Source organism: Bacillus sp. FSL M8-0071 (assembly GCF_037975455.1).
GTDB classification, from domain to species: Bacteria; Bacillota; Bacilli; order Bacillales; family Bacillaceae; genus Bacillus; species Bacillus subtilis.
The window spans coordinates 3,074,175-3,096,537 of sequence record NZ_CP150256.1 but is presented as its reverse complement, the minus strand read 5'-3'; the positions used below and the strand labels follow the sequence as shown (position 1 = coordinate 3,096,537).

Sequence of the window (22,363 nt, the reverse complement as noted above, 5' to 3'; positions counted from 1 at the left end):
CCTCTGAATGAAGTCTTGTTCGGCGGGACAGGATAAGTGAAAAAAGGGGCATTCTGATGATACCAATACCTTCCGCGATAGATGGGCAGTCTTTTCTGCTTCAAGAACTGGAACAAGTGATGAAGCCGCTCGGTTATGTGATAAACGGCGGCTGGGAATACGATCATGGCTACTTTGATTATAAAATTGATGATAGAGACGGCTATTTATTTTTAAGAATTCCCGTCAATGCGGTACAGGGCAGTCTCGATGAACGAGGGGCGGCCGTCCGGATCGGAACGCCGTTTATGCTGAGACAGGTGTTTCAGGCGGATGTTGACGATCACGCCGAGGGAGGGCCTTTCCAATCACTGTTTAATCAATTTTCCGAACCGGAAAGGCGGGACGCGGAAATTGATCCGGCATTTTTGGATATCGGCGCCTCTCTCGTGAAAGAATTGGAGGATGTTCTGTTACACTAGATGGCAAGGAATTGATCTGTTTCGAGCACCTTGTATGTAAGAGGAGGGGAAAGCATCGGCCCCTCCTCTTTTTGTACGCCTATAATTGTTGTGTTGTGATCAAGGAAATAGAGAACACAGGTTTTGTAAGCCGCTCCCTTTAGTTCGTCAGGAACAGCAAGAAGCTCCACATGCTGATCAAGTGTCAGCTTGATTCCGTTCTGCTGTTTAGACGGCCGTAACTTGACTTGGTAATGCTGCAGCATCGCCCGGCTGATAAATTCTGAAGTTCCGATGATTTGGTTTGCACCTGCCCGCTCCGCATTGGTGACAAAACGGTCAGTCAAAATCTCGACGATGCAGTAAGCAAGGGGATTAAGCCCTTTAACAGATAAAAGAGTCAGCACTGACAGCATATCAGCATCAGTTTCACTTTTATACTGATCGGCAGTAATCATCACTGATTCCGCTTCAGTAATATTGGCCCGTTTCAGTGTCCCATCATCGGCAGCGTGCCCGCGTATGAAATGAACGTTTTCAATAAGCGGGCCTTCTGTTAAGGATTCATCGATTAGTACGACCGTTTTGGAAGGGGCGGCAAGCTGAAGGTCCTTCAAAAGCCGGTTTGTTTTTTCATTCCACCCGATCAGAATGATGTGGTCCCGGCCTTTGTAAGCAACTTTTCCTTCGATGTAGCGATGCTGTCTGCTGAATGCGGCCGCTGATAACGTAGCGAAATATGCTGTGACAAAGCTTGCTCCGCTCAAAATCAGCAGTATTCCGGCTGCCTGTCCCAGCGGCGTGTGCGGCACATAGTCTCCATAACCGACTGTCGAAACCGTAACGACAGCCCACCAAATGCCTTCGAATACCGAAGTGAACTGCTTAGGCTCAAGTATATAAATGATTTGGCCGAACAAAAGAATCAGACATAAAATAATAACCCCGATTCGGATAAATAACGGCCACCTGAGCCATGAAATAAATATCCGATTTGATTTCATTCTTTTTCTCCTTCTTCAGATACTGAGATGGATAAAATCTGTTTAATAATTGTATTTAATTTTTCATTTAGCTTTTCCTGGCCGTACTTATCTCGGGCCTGCTTCATTAACTCGGCTGTATCATCATCAAGCTGAATAAGCGGTTCATCAATTTCCGATTCATTATACAGCTGGATAAACGCGTCCAGTCCTTCATTCATTCGGTCGATTGCTGTGCTCAGCTGTTCCTTTTCCTCACTCGTCACTTTCATAGCTTCCATCACACCCGTGCTTTTTTCTAACAGTATGTCCCACTTCCGGTGATGTTTTTCAAAAAATGTACAAAACATATAAAACCGGATTTCTCCATAAACTAAAACAAAAAGGATGAAAAAGATGACGATCTTTCAAAGAACGATCGTGGTTTTGATCGGTACACAGCTGGCGGCATCCGCGGTGATTTTGTTTATTTTCGATTTGAATTCATATAATCACTTTTCCGGCAGCTTCTCCTGGTTTTATTTTCTGAAAGAACTGGCCGGCGGTTTCGCCTTTTATTTGTTTTCAGCAGGCCTGTTCTTTTTGCTGATTGGATTCTGTGCTCCAAGCCGGAAGAAAAAGCGCATTTCTGTACACGGGAAAGAAAACTCATTAAAATAATCGTAATAGAGAAATGATCATGGAAAAAGGATGATGAAAAAATGCTGTTTATATTTTTAACAATAGCCGCATTGGGATTGTCGTTTTGGGCACAATTTAAAGTAAAGAGCAACTTTGAAAAATATTCAAAAGTGGAAGCCTCAAGCGGACGTACAGGGGCAGAAACGGCAAGACGGATTTTAGATATAAACGGTCTTTACGACGTGCCGGTCGAACCGGTAAGAGGCACTTTAACAGACCATTACGACCCGACAAGACGGGTGGTGCGTTTATCTGAGCCGGTCTATTACGGCCGCTCAATTTCCGCCATATCCGTAGCTTCCCATGAAGTCGGACATGCCTTGCAGCATCAGGAGTCATATGGTGCGCTTGTGCTGAGACATAAAATCTTCCCAGTCGTGAATTTTGCATCCGGTGTAGCTCCTTTGCTTTTCTTAGGAGGCATGCTTCTCGGCAGCCTGAATTTGATCGGGCTTGGCATCATACTGTTTTCAGCGGCAGTCTTTTTCCAGCTGATTACATTGCCTGTCGAATTCAATGCAAGTTCACGCGCCAAGCAGATTATTGTGTCAGAAGGATTCATCCGAAACAATGAAGAAAATGGGGTAAATAAAGTGCTGAGCGCTGCTGCCTTAACGTATGTGGCCGCCGCCCTGGTTTCCCTGTTTGAACTACTTCGTTTTGTGATGATTTTCTTAAACGGTCGTGATGAGAATTAACGTTAAGGAGGTGGCCCCTTACCATTTATGGTAAGGGCTTTTTTTGCTTATTTTACAATTGATCGCCATTTTTGTTTTGATTGGCATTACGGCTGTTTTCGTTGCAGCGGAATTTGCGATCGTCAAAATCAGAGGTTCAAAAATCAATCAGCTCATCGAAAGCGGTGACAGCCGAGCGCTAGCCGCACATAAAATCATCTCCAATCTTGACGAGTATTTATCAGCCTGCCAGCTCGGGATTACGATTACTGCCCTCGGCCTTGGATGGCTTGGTGAACCTACATTTGAACGTTTTCTTCATCCCTTATTTACAATGACAGGCATGCCGGAACCGTTTAACCACATTGTCACATTTGTAGTTGCATTTATCATCGTCACTTTTTTGCATGTGGTGATGGGGGAGCTTGCTCCGAAAACGGTTTCTATTCAAAAAGCTGAAGCTGTAAGCTTATGGATTGCAAAGCCGCTGATCTGGTTTTATAAAATCACGTACCCGTTTATTAAAGCATTAAACGGCTCTGCAAGTTTTCTTGTGAAATTGTTTGGCTTTCATTCAGTAAAGGAGCATCAGGTTGTCATCAGCGAGGAGGAACTAAGACTGATCCTTTCAGAAAGCTATGAAAAGGGAGAAATTAATCAGTCTGAATTCCGTTATGTAAATAAGATTTTTGAATTTGACAACCGGGTAGCGAGAGAGATTATGATTCCGCGGACAGAAATTGCGGTTATCTCTCTGGAGCAGTCGCTTGAAGAGGCAATTCATCACATCATTAATGAACGGTATACACGCTACCCTGTCATCAAAGATGACAAGGATCATATTTTAGGGATCATCAACAGCAAAGATATGTTTAAAGCTTATTTTCTCGGCCAGCCGATAAAGCTGGAGCAAATCATGAGGCCCGTTATCAGGGTCATTGAAAGTATTCCTGTTCAGCAGCTTTTAATCCGCATGCAGAAGGAGCGGATTCACATGGCGATTCTTGTCGATGAATACGGGGGAACGGCGGGGCTTGTCACTGTAGAGGATATTATCGAGGAAATCGTCGGGGAAATCCGCGATGAGTATGATCAGGATGAAACACCGCACATCCTGAAAAAGGGCGAGCACCATTATGTGATGGATGGAAAAGCGCTAATAGACGAAGTGAATGACCTTCTCGACATTGCGATTGAAAATGAAGAAATTGATACGATTGCAGGCTGGCTTCTAACGCAAAAAATGGAGCTGAAAGCAGGGGATGTGATACACGCGGAGGGCTGTGAATTTAAAATCCTCGACGCCGAAGATCACCACATCCGTTTTGTAGAAATAAAAAAAACTGATTTTTGATAAAAAACAGCCGGGGAACAAACGGCTGTTTTTTGTGTCATCAAGTCATTTCTTAAAAAGCAATGCTGTAAAGACCTTTTTCTACATAGGATATATAAGAACGGTACACTGGGAAGGAGTGGCTGTATGAAAAAGGCTTGGTGGAAGGAAGCCGTAGTTTACCAAATTTACCCCCGCAGTTTTAAAGATTCAAATGGCGACGGAATCGGGGATATTCAAGGAATCAGAACCAAGCTTTCTTACATAAAAGAGCTGGGCGCTGACGTCATATGGATTTGCCCGCTGTATGATTCACCGAATGCCGATAATGGCTATGATATCAGGGATTATCAAAACATATTAAGCGAGTTTGGCACGATGGAAGATTTTGATGAGCTGCTTGGTGACATTCATGATCTGGATATGAAGCTGATTATGGATCTCGTTGTGAACCACACAAGCGACGAACATCCATGGTTCATAGAATCCCGTTCATCCATACACTCGGAAAAGCGCGACTGGTATATTTGGAAAGACGGCAAAAACGGAAAAACGCCCAACAATTGGGAAAGCATTTTCGGCGGGCCGGCTTGGGAGTATGATCAAAAGACAAGCCAGTATTATCTGCACCTTTTTGATAAAAAACAGCCTGATTTGAATTGGGAAAATGAAAAGGTGAGGAATGCCGTTTATGACATGATCAATTGGTGGCTTGATAAAGGAATTGACGGATTTCGGGTGGATGCCATTACGCATATTAAGAAAAAAGAAGGGTTTCCTGACATGCCGAATCCAAAGGGACTGGACTATGTCCCTTCCTTTCCTTATTATATGAATGCTGACGGCATTATGGATTTGTTAACAGAACTGAAGGAAAACACGTTTTCCCGCTATCCGATTATGACAGTTGGTGAAGCAAACGGCGTCGCTGCAAAAGAAGCAGCTGATTGGGCTGGAGAAAAAAACGGCATATTCAGCATGATTTTTCAATTTGAGCATCTCGGCCTGTGGGATGTAGAGATCAATGAAAGTATTGATATCGTTGCATTTAAACGAATTTCAACTGACTGGCAGGACAGTCTGGAAGGGATCGGCTGGAATGCTTTGTTTATGGAGAATCACGACCAGCCCCGTTCAGTTTCTGTGTGGGGAGACGACGGAGTGTACCTGAAAGAAAGTGCAAAAGCGCTTTCCGCTGTTTATTTTCTCATGAAAGGCACACCGTTTATTTATCAGGGACAGGAACTCGGGATGACGAACGTGGCTTTTCCATCTATTGATGACTATGATGATGTCGCAATGAAACGCCTGTATGAAACAAAAACGGCGAAAGGCACATCACACGAGGATGTGATGAAGATTGTCTGGAAAAAGGGAAGAGACAATTCAAGAACGCCGATGCAATGGAATGCAGGTCCATACGCCGGATTTTCTGAGGCCAAACCGTGGATCGGAATCAATGAGAATTACAAATGGCTGAATGCCGAGGCGCAAAAAAATGATAAAACATCCGTTTACCATTTTTACAAAAGCTTGATCAAGCTGCGCCAAACATATGATGTTTTTATTAACGGGACATACGAGCTCATTTTATCGGAAGATCAGCAAATCTTTGCATATCTTCGGAAAAACGAGAGCCATACTGCACTGATTGTGGCCAATCTGACAGGAACACCGGCGTTGTTCAAGCACTCTGGCTTGCCATTGTCATCAGATGCACTCGTCTTGTCAAATATTGAAGCAGAGCCGCACAAGCATATGACATCAGCACTCTTAAAGCCGTATGAAGCAAGAATATATCTATGGCGCTAAACTCCAGCCTTAGACTGGAGTTTTTTTGTTTTATAGGGTTTAAGAGAGCGGTTTAACAGGAAAAAAAGAACACAGAACGAATTAAGCGATGAGAGCGGACAAACGGAAGGAGAAACAAATGCTGAAAACACTGCAAATCCAAACAACCAAACGAGATGAAATGATTGATATCACCCGGGAGGTGGAAGCGTTTCTTCAAGAAACAGGTATAACGAGCGGCGCAGCGCTGATTTACTGTCCGCATACGACTGCGGGCATTACAATTAATGAAAATGCCGATCCGGACGTCAAAAAAGATATGCTCAGAAGGTTTGATGAGGTATATCCGTGGGAACATGAGCTGGACCGCCATATGGAGGGCAATACAGCTGCACACATGAAGTCGAGTACGGTCGGAGCTTCACAGCATGTCATTGTGGAAAACGGCCGGCTCATTCTTGGAACGTGGCAGGGCATTTATTTCTGTGAATTTGACGGCCCTCGCACCCGGACATGCTATATCAAAATGATGGGATAATAGGCTGTTTTTTTGACAAAAGCATGATCGCTGAACAAACGCCGATAGCCGGAGGGCTTGTCACACCCGCCCCGGCTGCCGCTTTATCGAATGAAGGCGCGCTTGGCATTCGGCTATCTCAGTCACGACATGCTCGAAAAGCTAATCCCTATGTGAAATAAAAAAAGGAAAGCCTTGCATGAGGGATAGTTAATCAATGGATGTAAACGTACCGAGCTTTGCCGAACGTAACTTGATAAACTGAGGTGACAGATATGAACATTCTTCAATATTCTTATAAAAAAAGAGGGAAAATTGAGTTTGTATTTGAAGGCTGGCCTCACTCAAAAGTTACAATGGCTCCTATCAAAGGCTACTATTTTGTCCGCTTTATCAAATGGAGCAGCCAGGATCCAATCGTAACAAGAAATGACCTTGAAAAAATGGAGTGGGCTGCGAACCAATATCTTGGCACAGCCCCCTTCTATCGAAAACGAAAGACATTTGAAACCCCATCGTCCCGAAAATAGGCGATGGGGCTTTTTAGCGGACGATGCGGAAAAGAGACGGAACATCCAGTCTGGTCGCCTGTGACAGAAGGTAGGCTGACTGTAAGGCTCCTTTTTTCCTAAAAGAATTCAGCTTATCAATAATTTGCTTTCCGTTTAAGATTCCAAGACCATGGGCAAAATATTTATCTTCCCCCAGTAAAATCACATTTTCGCCTCTCCATTGCGCCTTTTGCGGATCAAATTCAGGATTCTTAAAATACAAACAATCTCCAAGGAAAAAGTGGTGTCCTGTTTCCGTATAGATCGGCAATTTCTCATAATGCCAGTCATATAAAATAATTCTGTCAAAGCTGGCATTGAATTTATCTTCACCGATTGTATCGATTAAGGCCAAGTAATAAATGATAACGATTGCGGTTGCGCATTCAAACGCATAAAACGGGCCGTTCTCTGCAATGTCCCGAATCGCTTTTGAAGGCGGCATTCTGTATTTCAGCTCCAAGGCGCCCTCCGGTGAAACCCTCCAATACGTTGTATTCCCGTATGTTTTTAAAAAAGTGGCAAACTTCGCCCCGCTTTTGTGCAGCGTCTTTGCCGCTGCTACAATATTCATCCGCAGTTTAAGCTCAAACATCAGTTCAGCAATTGAATGATAATCAAACTGAACAGGCGTCTCAATCATCTCTTTTAACAGCGGATTCAGATTTTGATCAATCTGCCAATTTTCAATATCCTGGGGACGGAGCAATTGTCCTGATACAATAATCATGTTAAGCCCCCCTTGTTTTTTATAAGATATGCAAAGAGCTTGGGCAATGAAAGTTAAAAAGGCAGAAGACAGCCAAAAAGAACTTCTTCCATTTTTTATTTTAAAACTTTTTTAAGCAGCCGATATATACTGTATCAAACCTGAAGGAGCAAGTGACATGAAGACTTTTATCAATTGGCTGAAGAAACCGTCTATTTCAAAGAAATTAATCGTCTCATTTATTGCGATTCTCATTATCCCTATTCTTATATTAGAATTTAGCTCTTACCGAAGCGCCAGCGGAAAGCTGGATCAGGAAATTATGGGAAATGCGAAAAACAGTGTCGATACATTTAATACAACTGTTACAAATGATCTGGGAGAAAAAGCGAAAGCAGTCACCTTTTTCAGTGAATCTCTTAAAAGATCCGCATTCAAAGGGAAATCGAATCAAGAAGAGATCAAAGCTAAATTTTCACAATATGTATCTATTAATCAAGGAGTAGCCAGAATTTATGGGGGCGCAGATAACGGCACTTATGTACAAGCGCCAAAAGAAAAATTGCCGGAAGGATACGACCCGAGACAACGCCCTTGGTACCAGGATGCGATGAAGGCCGGCGGTGAAATTGTCGTGACAGATCCTTACGTGGCTGCGAGTGACGGAAGCATGGTCATTACCATTGCACAGGAGCTGAAGGACGGATCTGGCGTTGTCGCCATGGATATTACCATTGATAAATTGTTAGAACAAATGAAACAAATCAAGGTCGGAAAAGAAGGTTATGCTTTCATTGCAACAAAAAACAAAACCTATGTCGCTCACAAGAACCATAAGGCTGGAGAAAAGCTTTCAGGCGACTGGGTAGCCAAAATGTATGCGAATGACAGCGGTGAACTCCAGTATACTCTTAATAACGAAGATAAAAAGATGACCTATACTACAAACGAACTGACTGGTTGGAAAATAGCCGGCACAATGTATATGGATGAAATTAAGGATGCCTCAAAGTCTGTGCTGACAACAGGAATGATTGTGCTGATTGCTTCCATTGTGGCAGGCGGAATTTTAATTCTGTTTATCGTTCGTTCGATTACAAAACCGTTAAAACGTCTTGTTCAATCATCGAAAACGATCAGCAGGGGGGATCTGACCGAAACGATCGAAATTCATTCAAAGGATGAGCTTGGGGAGCTTGGGGAAAGCTTCAATGAAATGGGACAATCTCTCCGCTCTCTGATCAGCGCTATTCAGGACTCGGTGAACAATGTGGCCGCATCTTCCGAACAGCTTACCGCATCTGCCGGGCAGACGAGTAAAGCCACCGAGCATATTACGATGGCGATTGAGCAGTTCTCAAACGGAAACGAGGAGCAAAGCGAAAAGGTTGAATCCAGCTCTCATCAGCTGAACTTAATGAATGAAGGACTCCAGCAAGTCTCACAAACATCGTCAGATATTACAAAGGCATCTATCCAATCAACGGAAATCGCCGGAACGGGTGAGAAGTTTGTGCAGCAGACAGTCGGACAAATGAACTCGATTAATCAATCTGTTCAGCAGGCTGAAGCTGTTGTCAAAGGCTTAGAAGGAAAATCAAAAGACATCACAAGCATTTTGAGAGTCATCAACGGAATCGCTGACCAAACAAATCTGCTTGCACTAAACGCAGCCATTGAAGCGGCGCGTGCCGGAGAGTCAGGACGCGGCTTCTCTGTCGTAGCGGAGGAAGTGCGCAAGCTGGCTGTCCAATCAGCCGATTCAGCGAAAGAAATCGAAAAGCTGATCCAAGAAATCGTCGCAGAAATCGAAACCTCTCTTCACATGTTTAAAGAGGTCAATCAGGAAGTACAGTCCGGACTTGTTGTCACAGACAATACAAAAGAAAGCTTCCAGAGCATTTTCAGCATGACAAACGAAATCGCGGGCAAGCTGCAGACGATGAATTCCACCGTCGAGCAGCTGTCAGACCGTTCACAGCATGTTTCAGCAGCAGTCAGCGGCATTGCAGACGTGTCGAAAGAAAGCTCGGCAAGCATCCAGGACATTGCCGCATCAGCTGAAGAACAGCTTGCTTCCATGGAAGAAATCAGTTCCTCAGCGACGACTCTTGCGCAGATGGCAGAAGAGCTTCGCGATCTGACGAAACAATTTAAAATCGAGTAAAAACCGAAAAACAGCGCTATCAAAGCGCTGTTTTTTTATATGGTAAACAATAATAAAGTCCTAGTTTAACAGGTGAATTTAGAACTATTTTTCATTTTTTCCTCCATTTTCAATGTAATTTAAAGGAAGATCCGCCGATATAATTTGTAAATTATTGAAAGAAGGTTCAAAAGGAAATGAAAAAAACACTCACCACTATTCGCAGATCATCAATTGCAAGGAGACTTATTATTTCTTTCCTGCTGATCTTAATTGTTCCGATAACCGCCCTTTCGGTTAGCGCTTATCAATCAGCAGTTGCCTCACTTGATGTACAGATGACGCAAAGCGCAAAGGAAAATGTTCAGATATTAGATCACATCATTGATGATAAAATCAGTACGACTGAAAAAAGCCTCGCGTATTTCAGCGATTGGGCTACAGCAGAAAAATTTCAGGATAAAAAGAAAACAGAGCTGAAACAGGAATTTAAACAATTTATCCAAATGAATGATAATGTCGCTGCGGTATTTTCAAGCGGCAAAGACGGGGAATTCACACGTTATCCGTACGCTGACATGCCAAGTGACTTTAATGCTTTGGAACGAGATTGGTACAAAGAAGCAATGGCCAATAAAGGCAAAACAATTGTCACTGAGCCTTATGAATCGATTTCATCAGGAAAAATGGTCGTCACCATCGCCCGTCAAACGGTGGATGGGTCAGGCGTTGTCGCCATTGATATGAAAATTGATGACTTAGTCACTACCGCGAAAGGAATCAATATCGGAAAAGAAGGCTATGCTTTTATTTTGAGCCAAAACAAGAAAGTCATCGCCTACTCCGGAGAAAAAGCGGGAACAGAGCTAAAAGGGGACTGGGTTGATAAGCTCTACAAGGATAAAAGCGGGGACTTTGAATATACGTACAAAGGCAAAAAGAAAAAAATGGCATTTGCAACAAGCGAAACAACAGGCTGGAAAATCAGCGGCACGATGTATGCAAACGAGATTCACGATGCTGCAAGCAGGGTTCTGATCATGGCTTCAATCGTTCTGGCGATTGCCATCGCAGCTGGAATGACGGCGATTTATTTTGTGATTCGATCCATCACAAAGCCATTGAGACGCATTGTCGCATCCGCTGAAAAAATTAGTGAAGGCGATCTAACCGAAACGATTGAAATCAATTCAAAAGATGAACTCGGCGTTCTGAGCGAGAGCTTCAATCATATGGCACACTCGCTTCGCTCGCTCATTCACGGGATCAAAGACTCAGTAGAACACGTTGCCTCATCGTCTGAAGAGCTGACTGCATCGGCAGACCAGACAAGCAGAGCCACTGAGCACATTACGATGGCTATCGAGCAATTTTCAAACGGCAGTGAAAGCCAAAGCGAGAAAATAGAAACGACAACCGAACAAATTAATGAAATGAATGACGGATTGGCAGAGCTGGCGCGGGCTGCAGCAGTGATTACAGAAACATCCGCAGATTCAACCGAAGTGTCAAGCAAGGGGGAGACACTCGTCCAGAAAACAGCCGGCCAAATGAACACAATTGACCATTCCGTAAAAGCAGCGGAACAAGTGGTGAAAGGGCTGGAGATCAAATCAAAGGATATCACGAATATTTTGCGTGTCATCAACGGCATTGCGGATCAAACCAATCTTTTGGCTTTAAATGCCGCCATTGAAGCGGCCAGAGCGGGTGAATATGGCCGGGGCTTCTCAGTCGTCGCTGAGGAAGTGAGAAAGCTCGCGGTACAGTCGGCTGACTCGGCAAAAGAAATTGAATCGCTGATCAGTGAAATAGTAAAAGAAATTCACACATCACTGAACGTGCTTCAGTCCGTAAACAAAGAAGTTGAAACAGGGCTTGTCATGACGGATGAAACTAAACAGAGCTTCAAACATATATCGCAAATGACCAATCAAATTGCTTCCGAGCTGCAAAACATGAATGCGACGGTTGAGGAGCTGTCAGCGGGAGCTCAAGAAATTTCCGCAGCTTCAAATGATATCACAGCCATTTCTAAGGAAAGCTCGGATGGCATCCAAGATATTGCTGCTTCAGCTGAGGAACAGCTGGCATCCATGGAGGAGATTAGTTCATCTGCACTGACGCTTGAAAGAATGTCTGAAGAACTCCGTGATCTGACAAAACAATTTAAAGTAGATAAATAATAGGTCTAAAATACTATTTATTTATGGGAAATTAGTTACTTTTGTTAAATTTCTTCTTTTTTGCTGTATATATTTACCCATTTCCAACCGATATGAAGGGTAGCATAAAAAAGGAGAAATGAATGATGAAAAAAATACTCCAACTCATAAAACAAAGATCAATTACACGGAAGCTTCTCGTTTCCTTTCTGTCGATCCTCATCATACCGGTTGTTATATTGGCGATCTTTGCGTATCAATCGGCTAGCAGCTCACTCGACAGACAGATGATGGGGAGCGCATTGGAAAATGTACAGCAATTAAACGAAATCATTAACACCAGCATCGGCGAAAAAGAAAACAGTGCTGATTATTTCAGCGAATGGCTGACAAAAGAGAAATACAATGCAAAAAGCAATGCAAGCATTGCAGAGAAATTCTCACAATATATCAGCATTAACAAGGATGTAGAATCCATTTATACAAGCGACACAAAAGGGCACTTTACCCGTTACCCGGATCTCCCGATGCCGAGCGGCTACAATCCGGTTGAGCGCGACTGGTACAAAAAAGCGGTTGCGAATAAAGGAAAAGTCGTTGTGACAGATCCTTATAAAACCGCGTCGACAAATACGATGGTTGTGACAATCGCCCAGCAGACAAAAGATGGTTCAGGCGTTATCGCAATCAACATGACGATTGAAAATCTGCTGAAAACAACCAAAAAAGTCAACATCGGCACACAAGGCTACGCATTTATCATGACGAAGGACAAAAAAGTTGTCGCACACCCGAATGAAAAATCAGGAACTGAATTAAAAGGCGACTGGCTCGATAAGATGTTGAGTGCTGATAAAGGCGATTTTCAATACACCATGGATGGCGATAAGAAAAAAATGGCCTTTGACACAAACAAGTTGACGGGATGGAAGATCGGCGGCACCATGTATTTGGATGAAATCCATGAGGCAGCCCAGCCTGTCCTACACCTTGCTTTAATTGTCTTGGCCGCAGCTATTATCATAGGGATTATCGTCATGACTTTGATCATTCGGTCGATTACAACACCGCTGAAACAGCTTGTCGGTTCCTCTAAGCGGATCAGCGAGGGAGATTTGACGGAAACCATTGATATCCGTTCAAAAGATGAATTGGGAGAGCTCGGCAAAAGCTTTAACAATATGGCGTCGTCACTTCGTTCTCTCATACACGCCATCCAGGATTCGGTAGATAATGTTGCCGCTTCCTCTGAGGAGCTCACTGCATCAGCTGCGCAAACGAGCAAGGCAACAGAGCACATTACATTGGCGATTGAACAATTTTCTAACGGCAATGAAAAACAAAACGAAAACATTGAAACGGCAGCAGAGCACATTTATCAAATGAATGACGGGTTGACGAATATGGCTCAAGCTTCTGAAGTGATCACTGATTCATCTGTTCAATCGACAGAAATTGCAAGTGAAGGCGGCAAGCTTGTTCACCAAACCGTCGGCCAAATGAACGTCATTGACAAGTCCGTTAAAGAAGCGGAGCAAGTTGTACGCGGATTGGAAACGAAATCGAAAGACATTACAAACATTTTGCGTGTGATCAACGGCATCGCAGACCAGACGAACCTGCTTGCCTTAAACGCAGCAATTGAAGCAGCGCGCGCAGGCGAGTACGGCCGCGGCTTCTCCGTTGTAGCGGAAGAAGTAAGAAAACTGGCAGTACAGTCAGCAGATTCAGCAAAAGAGATTGAAGGATTAATCATCGAAATTGTGAAGGAAATCAATACATCTCTCGGCATGTTCCAATCTGTCAATCAAGAGGTGCAGACAGGACTTGACATCACAGATAAAACAGAAATGAGCTTCAAACGCATTTCTGAAATGACGAACCAAATCGCCGGCGAACTGCAAAATATGAGTGCGACGGTTCAGCAGCTTTCTGCCAGCTCCGAAGAAGTTTCGGGAGCGTCTGAGCACATTGCATCGATTTCAAAAGAAAGTTCAGCGCATATACAAGATATCGCGGCGTCAGCCGAAGAGCAGCTTGCTTCCATGGAAGAAATCAGCTCGTCTGCAGAGACCCTTTCGTCTATGGCGGAAGAGCTTCGCGATATGACCAAACGATTCAAAATCGAATAATAAGCCTTAACACCCAAGCTTGTTACGCTTGGGTGTTTTTTTTAGTTTTTTTATTAAACCTTTTATCCTAGTTTGACGATATTAGATTTATCTTAAAGGAGGAGTCAACAAGAATGGGAAAATTCATACATTGGATCAAACAGCCATCGATCAGCAAACCGCTAATCGCTGCGTTTCTGGCAGTGCTTATTTTGCCGGTTGGGGTTTTAGCATATTTCAGTTATCAATCAGCTTGGAACGCGTTAGACAGAGAGCTCATAAACAGTGCGAAGGGAAATGTTGAAGAACTAAACAGTACGCTGCAAAATAAATTAGAAGATAAAGTAAAAGCAATAGATTATTATAGTGAGACAGTCGATAAAGACATATTGCTAGGCAAAAACAAAACATTACTGAAAGAGAAATTTAAGCAGTACACGACACTTAACGACGATGTAGGCGCAATCTATGCTGCTTCAGAAGATAAGAAGCTTTATAAATATCCGGATAGCGGTGTTCCGAAAGGTTTTGATCCGACAGGACGTGACTGGTACAAACAGGCGGTTGCGGAAAAAGGACAAGCTGTTTTCTCAGAACCGTATACTGATGAAGCGACAGGAGATATCGTTGTCACAATTTCAAAACAATTAAAAGACGGTTCAGGGGTTATAGCGCTTGATTTAAACCTGGATGAAGTGCTTACTGCATCACAAAGAATCAAAATCGGTAAAGAAGGCTTTGCATTTATTACAACTGGCAACAAAAAATATATCGCTCATCCGACCATTAAGCCGGGGACAACCGGTTCCGGCGATTGGACAAACCAAGTATATTCCAAAAAAGAAGGCTCATTTGAATATACATTCGAAGGCAAAGAAAAGAAAATGGCCTTTACGACAAATAAATTGACTGGCTGGAAAATCGCAGGCACATATTTTGTCAGTGAATTGCAAGATGCTTCAAGCCCGGTGCTGAACACTGCGGTTATCATTCTATGCGTGTCAATTGTAATCGGCGGCATACTCATTCTCTATATTATCCGTGCCATCACCAAGCCGTTAAGAAAACTTGTCTCAACGTCTGCAAAAATCAGCAGCGGAGATCTCACAGAAGTCATTGACATTCACTCGAAAAACGAGTTTGGCCAGCTTGGCGAAAGCTTTAATGAAATGTCTGCATCATTGCGTTCTGTAATCGGCGTTATTCAAACGTCTGTAGAAAACGTTGCTTCATCTTCTGAGGAGCTGACGGCAAGCGCAGCCCAAACGAGCAAGGCAACTGAGCATATTACACTTGCCATCGAACAGTTCTCAGATGGCAACGAGGCACAAAGCGAGAAACTGGAAACAAGCTCAAATCATCTTTCTCAAATGAACGAGGGGATTTCAAAAGTGGCTCAGGCCTCTTCAACCATTACGAAATCATCGATTCAGTCCTCTGAGGCAGCGGGCAGCGGAGAAAAGCTGGTGGAGCATACAGTCGGCCAGATGAAAACAATTGACCAATCCGTTCAAAAAGCGGAAGCGGTTGTGAAGGGCCTTGAAACAAAATCGCAAGATATCACAAGCATCTTGAATGTGATTAATGGCATTGCTGATCAAACCAACCTGCTTGCATTAAATGCTGCGATTGAGGCGGCAAGAGCGGGAGAATACGGAAGAGGTTTCTCAGTAGTTGCGGAAGAGGTTAGAAAACTTGCTGTACAATCAGCAGACTCCGCCAAGGAAATTGAAGGATTAATTCAAGAGATTGTCAGGGAAATCAGCACCTCACTTTCAATGTTCCAATCCGTGAATCATGAAGTGAAAGAAGGCTTGCAGATTACGGATCAAACAGCGGAAAGCTTTAAACAAATCTATGAGATGACAACCCAAATTTCCGGCGAATTGCAAAACTTGAACGCGACGGTTGAACAACTGTCAGCCGGATCACAGGAAGTGTCAAGTGCTGTTGAAGATATTTCTGCAGTGGCGAAAGAAAGCTCAGCAGGCATTCAGGATATCGCAGCTTCGGCGGAAGAACAGCTTGCGTCCATGGAAGAAATCAGCTCTTCAGCGGAAACGTTGGCAAACATGGCGGAAGAACTTCAGGACATTACGAAGAAATTTAAAATAGAATCATAATGAAACAAGAAAGCGGCATATCTGCTGCTTTCTTTTTTGTTAAAAGCAAAAATAAACAAAAACAATTCAAAAACAAACAGAAATCATATATAATGAAAACGGATACAAATAAAAGGGGATGGAGGAATATCAAATATGGCGAAACATATATGGGATTCAGAGCGAGCTGCACGGCTGCCTAAAGGTGTAGAGGAATTGGTGTACAGGTCCAATCTGATCGGGTCAGACCGCACTGTCTGCAACTGGGGCGGGGGGAATACATCTATGAAAACAACGGAAAAGGATTTTAGAGGCCGTGAAATAGAAGTCATGTGGGTAAAAGGAAGCGGTTCGGATTTGGCAACAATGAAAGCGCATAACTTTACCGGTTTGAAATTAGATGATATCCGCCCGCTGATTAAAAGGGACCAAATGCCAGATGAAGAAATGGTAGACTACCTGTCTCATTGTATGATAGACAGCAAACATCCCCGCCCTTCAATTGAAACGCTATTACACGCTTTTCTGCCATACAAACATGTTGACCATACCCATCCAGATGCGATTATCAGCATATGCTGTGCGGATAATGGAAAACAAATCGCTGAAGACATTTACGGAAATCGGTTTGTATGGGTGCCATACGTCCGTCCTGGATTTACTTTGTCTAAAATGATCGCTGAAGGCGTAGCAAACAATCCCCACGCCGAGCTTATATTAATGGAGAAACACGGCTTAGTCACTTGGGGAGAGACGTCTGAAACATGTTATCAAAAAACGATATCCATCATTCAAGAAGCCGAGCAGTATGTTAACGATCGTATCAATCAGCATGAGGTATTCGGAGGCAAAAGGTATCAGCCGCTGCCGGAGGATAAAAGAAAACAAATCTTGGCAGGCATCATGCCTGTGATCAGAGGAGCAGTAAGTGAAGAAAAGAAAATGATCCTTTCCTATGATGATCATGACGATGTCTTGGAATTTGTAAACAGTGTCCAAGCGCCAGCACTTTCGCAAATCGGTGCGGCATGCCCGGATCACCTTGTTCACACAAAACGGGTTCCGCTGTACATTGATTGGAATCCGGAAACTCAAGATGTGCACAAGCTTGCAGATCTGATCAAGTCAGGAGTCGAGACCTTTACATCAGAGTATCAGGCTTACTTTACACGAAATCAGCAGGATGGGGATCAAATCTTTGAATCCTCCCCACGGGTGATATTGATTCCGGGAATCGGAATGGTGAATACAGGAAAAAGTTATGCCATGTCTAAAGTAAGCGGGGCTTTATATCGGAGGGCCATCGCCGTGATGAAAGGAGCAACCGCTCTGGGGCAATTTGTTTCTTTACATGAAAATGAATCCTACCATGTCGAATATTGGCCGCTCGAACTATATAAACTCACGCTGGCCCCGCCGGAAGCAGAATTTTCCCGAAAAGTAGCGTTGATAACTGGAGGAGCCGGCGGAATCGGCAGTGCAGCATGCCGCCGATTTGCAGCTGAGGGAGGGCACGTGATCGTAGCTGATCTGAATATAGAAGGTGCACAGAAAATTGCCGGGGAAATAAACGATGCATACGGAGAAGGACGGGCAATGGCTGTCAAAATGGATGTGACAAAGGAGGAAGACGTACAATCAGCTTTTGAACGAGCGGCGCTTGCTTACGGCGGCATTGATATCGTCGTCAATAATGCCGGGCTGGCCACATCAAGCCCATTTGACGAAACAAGTCTAAAAGAATGGAATCTTAATATGAATGTTTTAGGAACAGGCTATTTCCTTGTAGCCCGTGAAGCGTTTAAACAGATGAAACACCAAAATAGAGGCGGAAGCATGGTATTTGTCGGATCGAAAAATTCGGTTTATGCGGGCAAAAACGCCTCTGCCTACAGCTCGGTTAAGGCGCTTGAAACCCATTTAGCAAGATGCATTGCTGCAGAAGGCGGAGAATTCGGCATTAGGGTCAACTCTGTTTTGCCTGATGCGGTTCTTCAAGGATCGGCAATCTGGGGTTCAAGCTGGCGGGAGGAACGAGCCGCGGCGTACGGGATTGAACCGGATCAGCTGGAGGAACATTACCGGAAACGGACAGCATTGCTCGTCAATATTTACCCGGAGGATATTGCCGAAGCCATTGCATTCTTCGCTTCTTCCAAAGCCGAAAAAACAACGGGCTGCATGATCACGGTAGACGGCGGCGTCCCTGCTGCTTTTACGCGTTAGAAATATGCTATGATAAAAAATATAAGACGGACTACGATATGAGGAAGGGCGTTACCGATGCTAGTAGCAGAACGGCAGCAAAAAATAGTGGAAATAGTAAATATGCGTTCAAGCATCCGCGTTTCCGAATTAAGTGACATATTTTCAGTCACAGAGGAAACCATTCGGCGTGATCTTGAAAAGCTTGAAAAAGAACATAAACTGAGCCGGAGCCACGGAGGAGCGGTCAGTATTCAGCAGAAGGAATCAGAAATTCATTTTTCTGAACGGGAAATTACGAATGTCATCGAAAAAAAAGCCATCGCTCACGAAGCGGCCAAATATGTAAAAAGCGGAGACCGAATCATTCTCGATGCAAGCACAACTGCCTGGTACATGGCGAAAATACTCCCTGACATTGAGCTCACCGTGATTACAAACTCAATGAAAGCAGCTATTGAACTCAGCAATAAAGAAAACATATCAGTCATTTCAACAGGCGGCATTTTGCTGGAAAAATCATTATCGTTTGCCGGCCCGTTAGCAGAGCGTTCACTTGAGACCTATCATGTCAATAAAACCTTTCTGTCATGTAAGGGATTTGACGTACACAACGGGATGAGTGATTCAAATGAGTGGCAGGCGCTGCTCAAAAAACGGATGATCGAAAGGTCGGACCAGACCATTTTGATGGCCGATTCAAGCAAATGGGGGAACCGCGAGTTTTCACATATTGCCTCGCTGCAAGATGTCAGCCGCCTTATTACGGATTCTGGACTTGATCCGGCATCGGTAAAAGCTCTTGAGGACAAAAAGGTGAAGGTGACAGCTGTTCCTCTTTCGAAGAGAGGGTGAAAGGATGATTTATACTGCCATTGATATAGGCGCATCAAGCGGGAGAATCATGGTAGGTGAACTGAATGAAGGGAAGCTTGACATACAAGAGATTCACAGGTTCGCTAACGGTTTCAGTCAAAGAGACGGGCATTGCTTATGGGATATTGATCATTTGCTAAAACAAATCCTGCAAGGACTGCAAAAAGTAAAGACGCTTGGGTATGAACACTGCACCGTAGGCATTGATACTTGGGCAGTTGATTATGTCTTACTGGACGAAAAAGGCGATCGGTTGCGGGAAGCAATCTCCTACCGTGATAGAAGAACAGATCACACAATAGACAAACTGGAACATACCCTCTCAAAAGCCGCAATTTATCAAAAAACAGGAATACAATTTCAGCCTTTCAACACGATCTATCAATTGTTTGAAGAAGACCGTGAGCTGCTGAAAAAGACAGACAAAATTATGATGATTCCTGATTATTTAGGCTATTGTTTAACCGGAAAAGCTGTAACGGAAATCACAAACGTGTCCACAACACAGCTTTTAAACGTCTCAACGGGAAATCTTGATCCTGAATTGCTTGAAGCCGTGTCTGTTCTGGAACAGCAATTTGCGCCGCTGACTGAACCGGGGTGTGAACTCGGGAAGCTAAGAAATGAGTGGTTCCCGGATTATGATCTCCCGGCGTGCAAGGTGATGACAGTCGCAACACATGATACGGCCTCGGCCGTCATTGCGGCGCCAGGCGTACATGATGGCTGGGCGTATATCAGCAGCGGAACATGGTCGTTAATCGGGGTTGAAAACAAAACACCGATAATAACTGATCTTGCTTTAGAAAACAACTATACAAATGAACGCGGCGCAAACAACACCATTCGCTTTCTCAAAAACATTATCGGCATGTGGGTGATACAAGAAGTCAGACAACAGTTACAAGCAGATTACTCTTTCCAGCAGCTTGCAGAAGAAGCCAAAAAAACAGAACCATTCCAGCAATTTATAAACTTAAATGATAAACGTTTCCTGAATCCAGAAAACATGATAAAGGAAATACAACATTATTGCAGACAAACCCGCCAAAAGACTCCTCGCACTGCAGGCGAACTTGCCTGCTGCATCTACAGCAATTTAGCCATCATCTATGCGATAGCCATCAAAGAGCTCGAAACAATCACAGAAAAACCGATCGAGCAATTTCATATCATCGGCGGCGGAGCCCGGAATGATTTCTTAAATCAATTAACGGCAGACATGAGTGGAAAAGCGGTATATGCAGGGCCGATAGAGGCAACTGCCACCGGAAATCTTTTGATGCAAATGATTGCTGCCAAAGAAGTCAAAGACATAAAAGAAGCCCGGCAAGTCGTCAGAAATTCCTTTCCGATCAAAGTGTTTACACCTAAAGACATTGACAGAAGCACGATCATTCAGTCATTTCAGCAAACTGTTTTGAAAGCGCTATCTAAATGATGAAGAGGTGAAAAAGTTTGAAAAGAAAAGCCAGTATCATGTTTGTCCATCAAGACAAGTACGAAGAATACAAACAGCGGCATGATGACATTTGGCCTGAGATGGCAGAAGCACTCAAAGCTCATGGAGCACACCATTATTCCATTTTTCTAGACGAGGAAACAGGCAGGCTTTTTGCATATTTAGAAATAGAGGATGAAGAGAAATGGAGAAAGATGGCGGACACGGAAGTTTGCCGAAGATGGTGGAAATCGATGGCGCCATTAATGAAAACAAATTCGGATTTCAGTCCTGTTGCGATAGATCTAAAGGAAGTTTTTTATTTGGATTAAAAAACTGATAAAGGGAGAGAGCCGTATGACCATAAAAGCCAATTATGACAGTGCAAAACAGGCATATGAAAAATGGGGAATTGATGTTGAAGAGGCGCTTCGGCAATTAGAGCAAGTGCCCATTTCGATCCACTGCTGGCAGGGTGACGACATTGGAGGCTTTGAAGTAAATAAGGGCGAGCTTTCAGGCGGAATTGACGTGACCGGCAATTATCCCGGAAAAGCGCAAACTCCTGAAGAATTAAGAAAAGATTTGGAGAAGGCTCTTTCTCTCATTCCTGGAAAGCACCGCGTAAACCTGCATGCGATATACGCAGAAACAAACAGGGAAGCGGTAGAACGTGACGAATTGAAGCCGCAGCATTTTGAAAACTGGGTGAAATGGGCAAAAAACCTTGGTCTCGGTTTAGATTTTAATCCAACCTTGTTTTCGCATGAGAAAGCGGCTGACGGACTCACCCTTTCACACCCTGATCCAGATATCAGAGAATTTTGGATCAGGCATTGCATCGCTTGCCGCCGTATCGGGGAATACTTCGGGAAAGAATTAGGAACACCTTGCTTGACGAATATTTGGATTCCCGACGGCTATAAGGATATCCCGAGTGATAGGCTGACACCGCGTAAAAGACTAAAAGAATCACTGGATCGGATCTTCGCAGAGGAGATCAGTGAACAACACAATCTTGATTCAATCGAGAGCAAGCTGTTCGGGCTTGGCTCCGAATCATATGTTGTCGGATCTCATGAATTTTATTTAGCTTATGCTTTGACGAACCATAAGCTTTGTTTACTTGATACAGGCCATTTCCATCCGACTGAGACGGTATCGAACAAAATCTCGTCGATGCTGCTTTACACAGACAAGCTTGCCTTGCACGTATCGCGGCCTGTTCGTTGGGATAGCGACCATGTAGTGGTTTTGGATGATGAATTGAGAGAAATCGCTCTTGAAATTGTACGAAATCATGCTCTTGAGAAGGTCGCCATCGGTCTGGATTTTTTCGATGCCAGCATTAACCGTGTAGCCGCCTGGACTATCGGAACGAGAAATATGATCAAAGCTTTATTGTATGCCCTGCTTCTCCCGAACGGATATTTAAAACAATTGCAGGAAGAGGGCCGCTATACAGAAAGGCTGGCCCTGATGGAGGAATTCAAAACATATCCTTTCGGAGCCATCTGGGATTCCTACTGTGAGCAAATGGGCGTTCCGGTAAAAGAAGCATGGCTTCATGACATCAAAGAATATGAACAACAGGTGCTTTTAAAAAGGAAGGCGTCTTCTCCGATTGTCTAATAA

At 43.8% G+C, this 22,363-nt stretch carries 19 protein-coding genes and 1 pseudogene; 17 read left to right on the top strand and 3 right to left on the bottom strand.

The features are described 5' to 3' along the window. Positions 1 to 56 precede the first annotated feature (56 nt). Positions 57 to 461, top strand: coding sequence for a YugN-like family protein (locus tag MKX71_RS16110; protein WP_003228878.1), 405 nt, complete (start codon positions 57 to 59; stop codon positions 459 to 461). On the opposite strand, the gene kbfO is transcribed toward MKX71_RS16110, so the two are convergent. Together kbfO and mstX are read right to left on the bottom strand one after the other, a co-directional pair. After that, a complete protein-coding gene (gene kbfO, locus MKX71_RS16105; protein ID WP_077671133.1) occupies positions 458 to 1,444 on the bottom strand; it encodes a potassium channel protein KbfO in 987 nt (328 codons plus the stop codon). The genes MKX71_RS16110 and kbfO overlap by 4 nt on opposite strands. After that, complete coding sequence (mstX, locus tag MKX71_RS16100; protein ID WP_021480479.1) at positions 1,441 to 1,773, bottom strand: biofilm formation protein MstX; 333 nt, start codon at positions 1,771 to 1,773, stop codon at positions 1,441 to 1,443. Before mstX ends, kbfO begins: the two co-directional genes overlap by 4 nt. Before the next feature lie 46 nt (positions 1,774 to 1,819). Here mstX and MKX71_RS16095 point away from each other — a divergent pair, with 46 nt between their 5' ends. From MKX71_RS16095 to MKX71_RS16065, 7 genes and pseudogenes are all read left to right on the top strand, one after another. Further along, positions 1,820 to 2,083, top strand: coding sequence for a hypothetical protein (locus tag MKX71_RS16095; RefSeq protein WP_085185954.1), 264 nt, complete (start codon positions 1,820 to 1,822; stop codon positions 2,081 to 2,083). A gap of 41 nt (positions 2,084 to 2,124) precedes the next feature. Then, complete coding sequence (locus tag MKX71_RS16090) at positions 2,125 to 2,802, top strand: zinc metallopeptidase (protein ID WP_003228889.1); 678 nt, start codon at positions 2,125 to 2,127, stop codon at positions 2,800 to 2,802. Between the two features lie 43 nt (positions 2,803 to 2,845). Beyond that, on the top strand, positions 2,846 to 4,135 hold the full coding sequence (locus MKX71_RS16085) for a hemolysin family protein (protein WP_024571512.1): 1,290 nt from the start codon (positions 2,846 to 2,848) through the stop codon (positions 4,133 to 4,135). 126 nt (positions 4,136 to 4,261) lie between these two features. After that, positions 4,262 to 5,926 (top strand): alpha-glucosidase, encoded by a 1,665-nt coding sequence (locus MKX71_RS16080; RefSeq protein ID WP_339231312.1) that lies wholly within the window; start codon positions 4,262 to 4,264, stop codon positions 5,924 to 5,926. 25 nt (positions 5,927 to 5,951) lie between these two features. Next, positions 5,952 to 6,085 (top strand): annotated as a pseudogene (locus MKX71_RS16075) (hypothetical protein). Continuing rightward, positions 6,045 to 6,443: a secondary thiamine-phosphate synthase enzyme YjbQ gene (locus tag MKX71_RS16070; RefSeq protein WP_227058403.1), complete on the top strand. Its 399-nt coding sequence runs from the start codon at positions 6,045 to 6,047 to the stop codon at positions 6,441 to 6,443. Before MKX71_RS16075 ends, MKX71_RS16070 begins: the two are co-directional and overlap by 41 nt. Before the next feature lie 254 nt (positions 6,444 to 6,697). Continuing rightward, positions 6,698 to 6,952, top strand: a complete 255-nt coding sequence (locus MKX71_RS16065) for a hypothetical protein (RefSeq protein WP_339231310.1) — start codon at positions 6,698 to 6,700, stop codon at positions 6,950 to 6,952. A 13-nt stretch (positions 6,953 to 6,965) separates the two neighbouring features. On the opposite strand, the gene MKX71_RS16060 is transcribed toward MKX71_RS16065, so the two are convergent. Beyond that, positions 6,966 to 7,703, bottom strand: a complete 738-nt coding sequence (locus MKX71_RS16060) for a protein-glutamine gamma-glutamyltransferase (protein WP_003228904.1) — start codon at positions 7,701 to 7,703, stop codon at positions 6,966 to 6,968. 157 nt (positions 7,704 to 7,860) lie between these two features. Here MKX71_RS16060 and mcpB point away from each other — a divergent pair, with 157 nt between their 5' ends. The 9 genes from mcpB (at position 7,861) to rhaA (ending at position 22,360) form a co-directional block, all read left to right on the top strand. Next, a complete protein-coding gene (gene mcpB, locus MKX71_RS16055) occupies positions 7,861 to 9,849 on the top strand; it encodes a methyl-accepting chemotaxis protein McpB (RefSeq protein WP_015714604.1) in 1,989 nt (662 codons plus the stop codon). 176 nt (positions 9,850 to 10,025) lie between these two features. After that, positions 10,026 to 12,014, top strand: a complete 1,989-nt coding sequence (tlpA, locus tag MKX71_RS16050) for a methyl-accepting chemotaxis protein TlpA (RefSeq protein WP_086344247.1) — start codon at positions 10,026 to 10,028, stop codon at positions 12,012 to 12,014. A 125-nt stretch (positions 12,015 to 12,139) separates the two neighbouring features. Further along, positions 12,140 to 14,125 carry a methyl-accepting chemotaxis protein gene (gene mcpA / locus MKX71_RS16045; RefSeq protein ID WP_029318506.1) on the top strand — a complete coding sequence of 662 codons (1,986 nt, stop codon included), beginning with the start codon at positions 12,140 to 12,142 and terminating at the stop codon, positions 14,123 to 14,125. Between the two features lie 113 nt (positions 14,126 to 14,238). Beyond that, positions 14,239 to 16,227: a methyl-accepting chemotaxis protein TlpB gene (tlpB, locus tag MKX71_RS16040; RefSeq protein WP_015251357.1), complete on the top strand. Its 1,989-nt coding sequence runs from the start codon at positions 14,239 to 14,241 to the stop codon at positions 16,225 to 16,227. A gap of 135 nt (positions 16,228 to 16,362) precedes the next feature. Further along, positions 16,363 to 18,432: a bifunctional rhamnulose-1-phosphate aldolase/short-chain dehydrogenase gene (locus MKX71_RS16035; protein WP_046160782.1), complete on the top strand. Its 2,070-nt coding sequence runs from the start codon at positions 16,363 to 16,365 to the stop codon at positions 18,430 to 18,432. 57 nt (positions 18,433 to 18,489) lie between these two features. Beyond that, positions 18,490 to 19,266, top strand: a complete 777-nt coding sequence (gene rhaR / locus MKX71_RS16030) for a rhamnose catabolism operon transcriptional regulator RhaR (RefSeq protein ID WP_009968057.1) — start codon at positions 18,490 to 18,492, stop codon at positions 19,264 to 19,266. A gap of 4 nt (positions 19,267 to 19,270) precedes the next feature. Further along, the gene (rhaB, locus tag MKX71_RS16025) at positions 19,271 to 20,728 is read left to right on the top strand and encodes a rhamnulokinase (RefSeq protein ID WP_339231308.1); all 1,458 of its coding nucleotides are present in this window, start codon (positions 19,271 to 19,273) and stop codon (positions 20,726 to 20,728) included. Positions 20,729 to 20,745: 17 nt separating this feature from the next. Continuing rightward, positions 20,746 to 21,060: an L-rhamnose mutarotase gene (gene rhaM / locus MKX71_RS16020; protein ID WP_264099204.1), complete on the top strand. Its 315-nt coding sequence runs from the start codon at positions 20,746 to 20,748 to the stop codon at positions 21,058 to 21,060. 25 nt (positions 21,061 to 21,085) lie between these two features. Further along, positions 21,086 to 22,360, top strand: coding sequence for an L-rhamnose isomerase (gene rhaA / locus MKX71_RS16015; RefSeq protein WP_128993327.1), 1,275 nt, complete (start codon positions 21,086 to 21,088; stop codon positions 22,358 to 22,360). The last annotated feature ends 3 nt before the right edge of the window (positions 22,361 to 22,363 follow it).

Bases quoted from the DNA above. Each gene is read 5' to 3' on its own strand.
- MKX71_RS16110 (WP_003228878.1), top strand. From the start codon at position 57: ATGATACCAATACCTTCCGCGATAGATGGGCAGTCTTTTCTGCTTCAA.
- kbfO (WP_077671133.1), bottom strand. From the start codon at position 1,444: ATGAAATCAAATCGGATATTTATTTCATGGCTCAGGTGGCCGTTATTT.
- mstX (WP_021480479.1), bottom strand. From the start codon at position 1,773: ATGTTTTGTACATTTTTTGAAAAACATCACCGGAAGTGGGACATACTG.
- MKX71_RS16095 (WP_085185954.1), top strand. From the start codon at position 1,820: ATGACGATCTTTCAAAGAACGATCGTGGTTTTGATCGGTACACAGCTG.
- MKX71_RS16090 (WP_003228889.1), top strand. From the start codon at position 2,125: ATGCTGTTTATATTTTTAACAATAGCCGCATTGGGATTGTCGTTTTGG.
- MKX71_RS16080 (WP_339231312.1), top strand. From the start codon at position 4,262: ATGAAAAAGGCTTGGTGGAAGGAAGCCGTAGTTTACCAAATTTACCCC.
- MKX71_RS16070 (WP_227058403.1), top strand. From the start codon at position 6,045: ATGCTGAAAACACTGCAAATCCAAACAACCAAACGAGATGAAATGATT.
- MKX71_RS16065 (WP_339231310.1), top strand. From the start codon at position 6,698: ATGAACATTCTTCAATATTCTTATAAAAAAAGAGGGAAAATTGAGTTT.
- MKX71_RS16060 (WP_003228904.1), bottom strand. From the start codon at position 7,703: ATGATTATTGTATCAGGACAATTGCTCCGTCCCCAGGATATTGAAAAT.
- mcpB (WP_015714604.1), top strand. From the start codon at position 7,861: ATGAAGACTTTTATCAATTGGCTGAAGAAACCGTCTATTTCAAAGAAA.
- tlpA (WP_086344247.1), top strand. From the start codon at position 10,026: ATGAAAAAAACACTCACCACTATTCGCAGATCATCAATTGCAAGGAGA.
- mcpA (WP_029318506.1), top strand. From the start codon at position 12,140: ATGAAAAAAATACTCCAACTCATAAAACAAAGATCAATTACACGGAAG.
- tlpB (WP_015251357.1), top strand. From the start codon at position 14,239: ATGGGAAAATTCATACATTGGATCAAACAGCCATCGATCAGCAAACCG.
- MKX71_RS16035 (WP_046160782.1), top strand. From the start codon at position 16,363: ATGGCGAAACATATATGGGATTCAGAGCGAGCTGCACGGCTGCCTAAA.
- rhaR (WP_009968057.1), top strand. From the start codon at position 18,490: ATGCTAGTAGCAGAACGGCAGCAAAAAATAGTGGAAATAGTAAATATG.
- rhaB (WP_339231308.1), top strand. From the start codon at position 19,271: ATGATTTATACTGCCATTGATATAGGCGCATCAAGCGGGAGAATCATG.
- rhaA (WP_128993327.1), top strand. From the start codon at position 21,086: ATGACCATAAAAGCCAATTATGACAGTGCAAAACAGGCATATGAAAAA.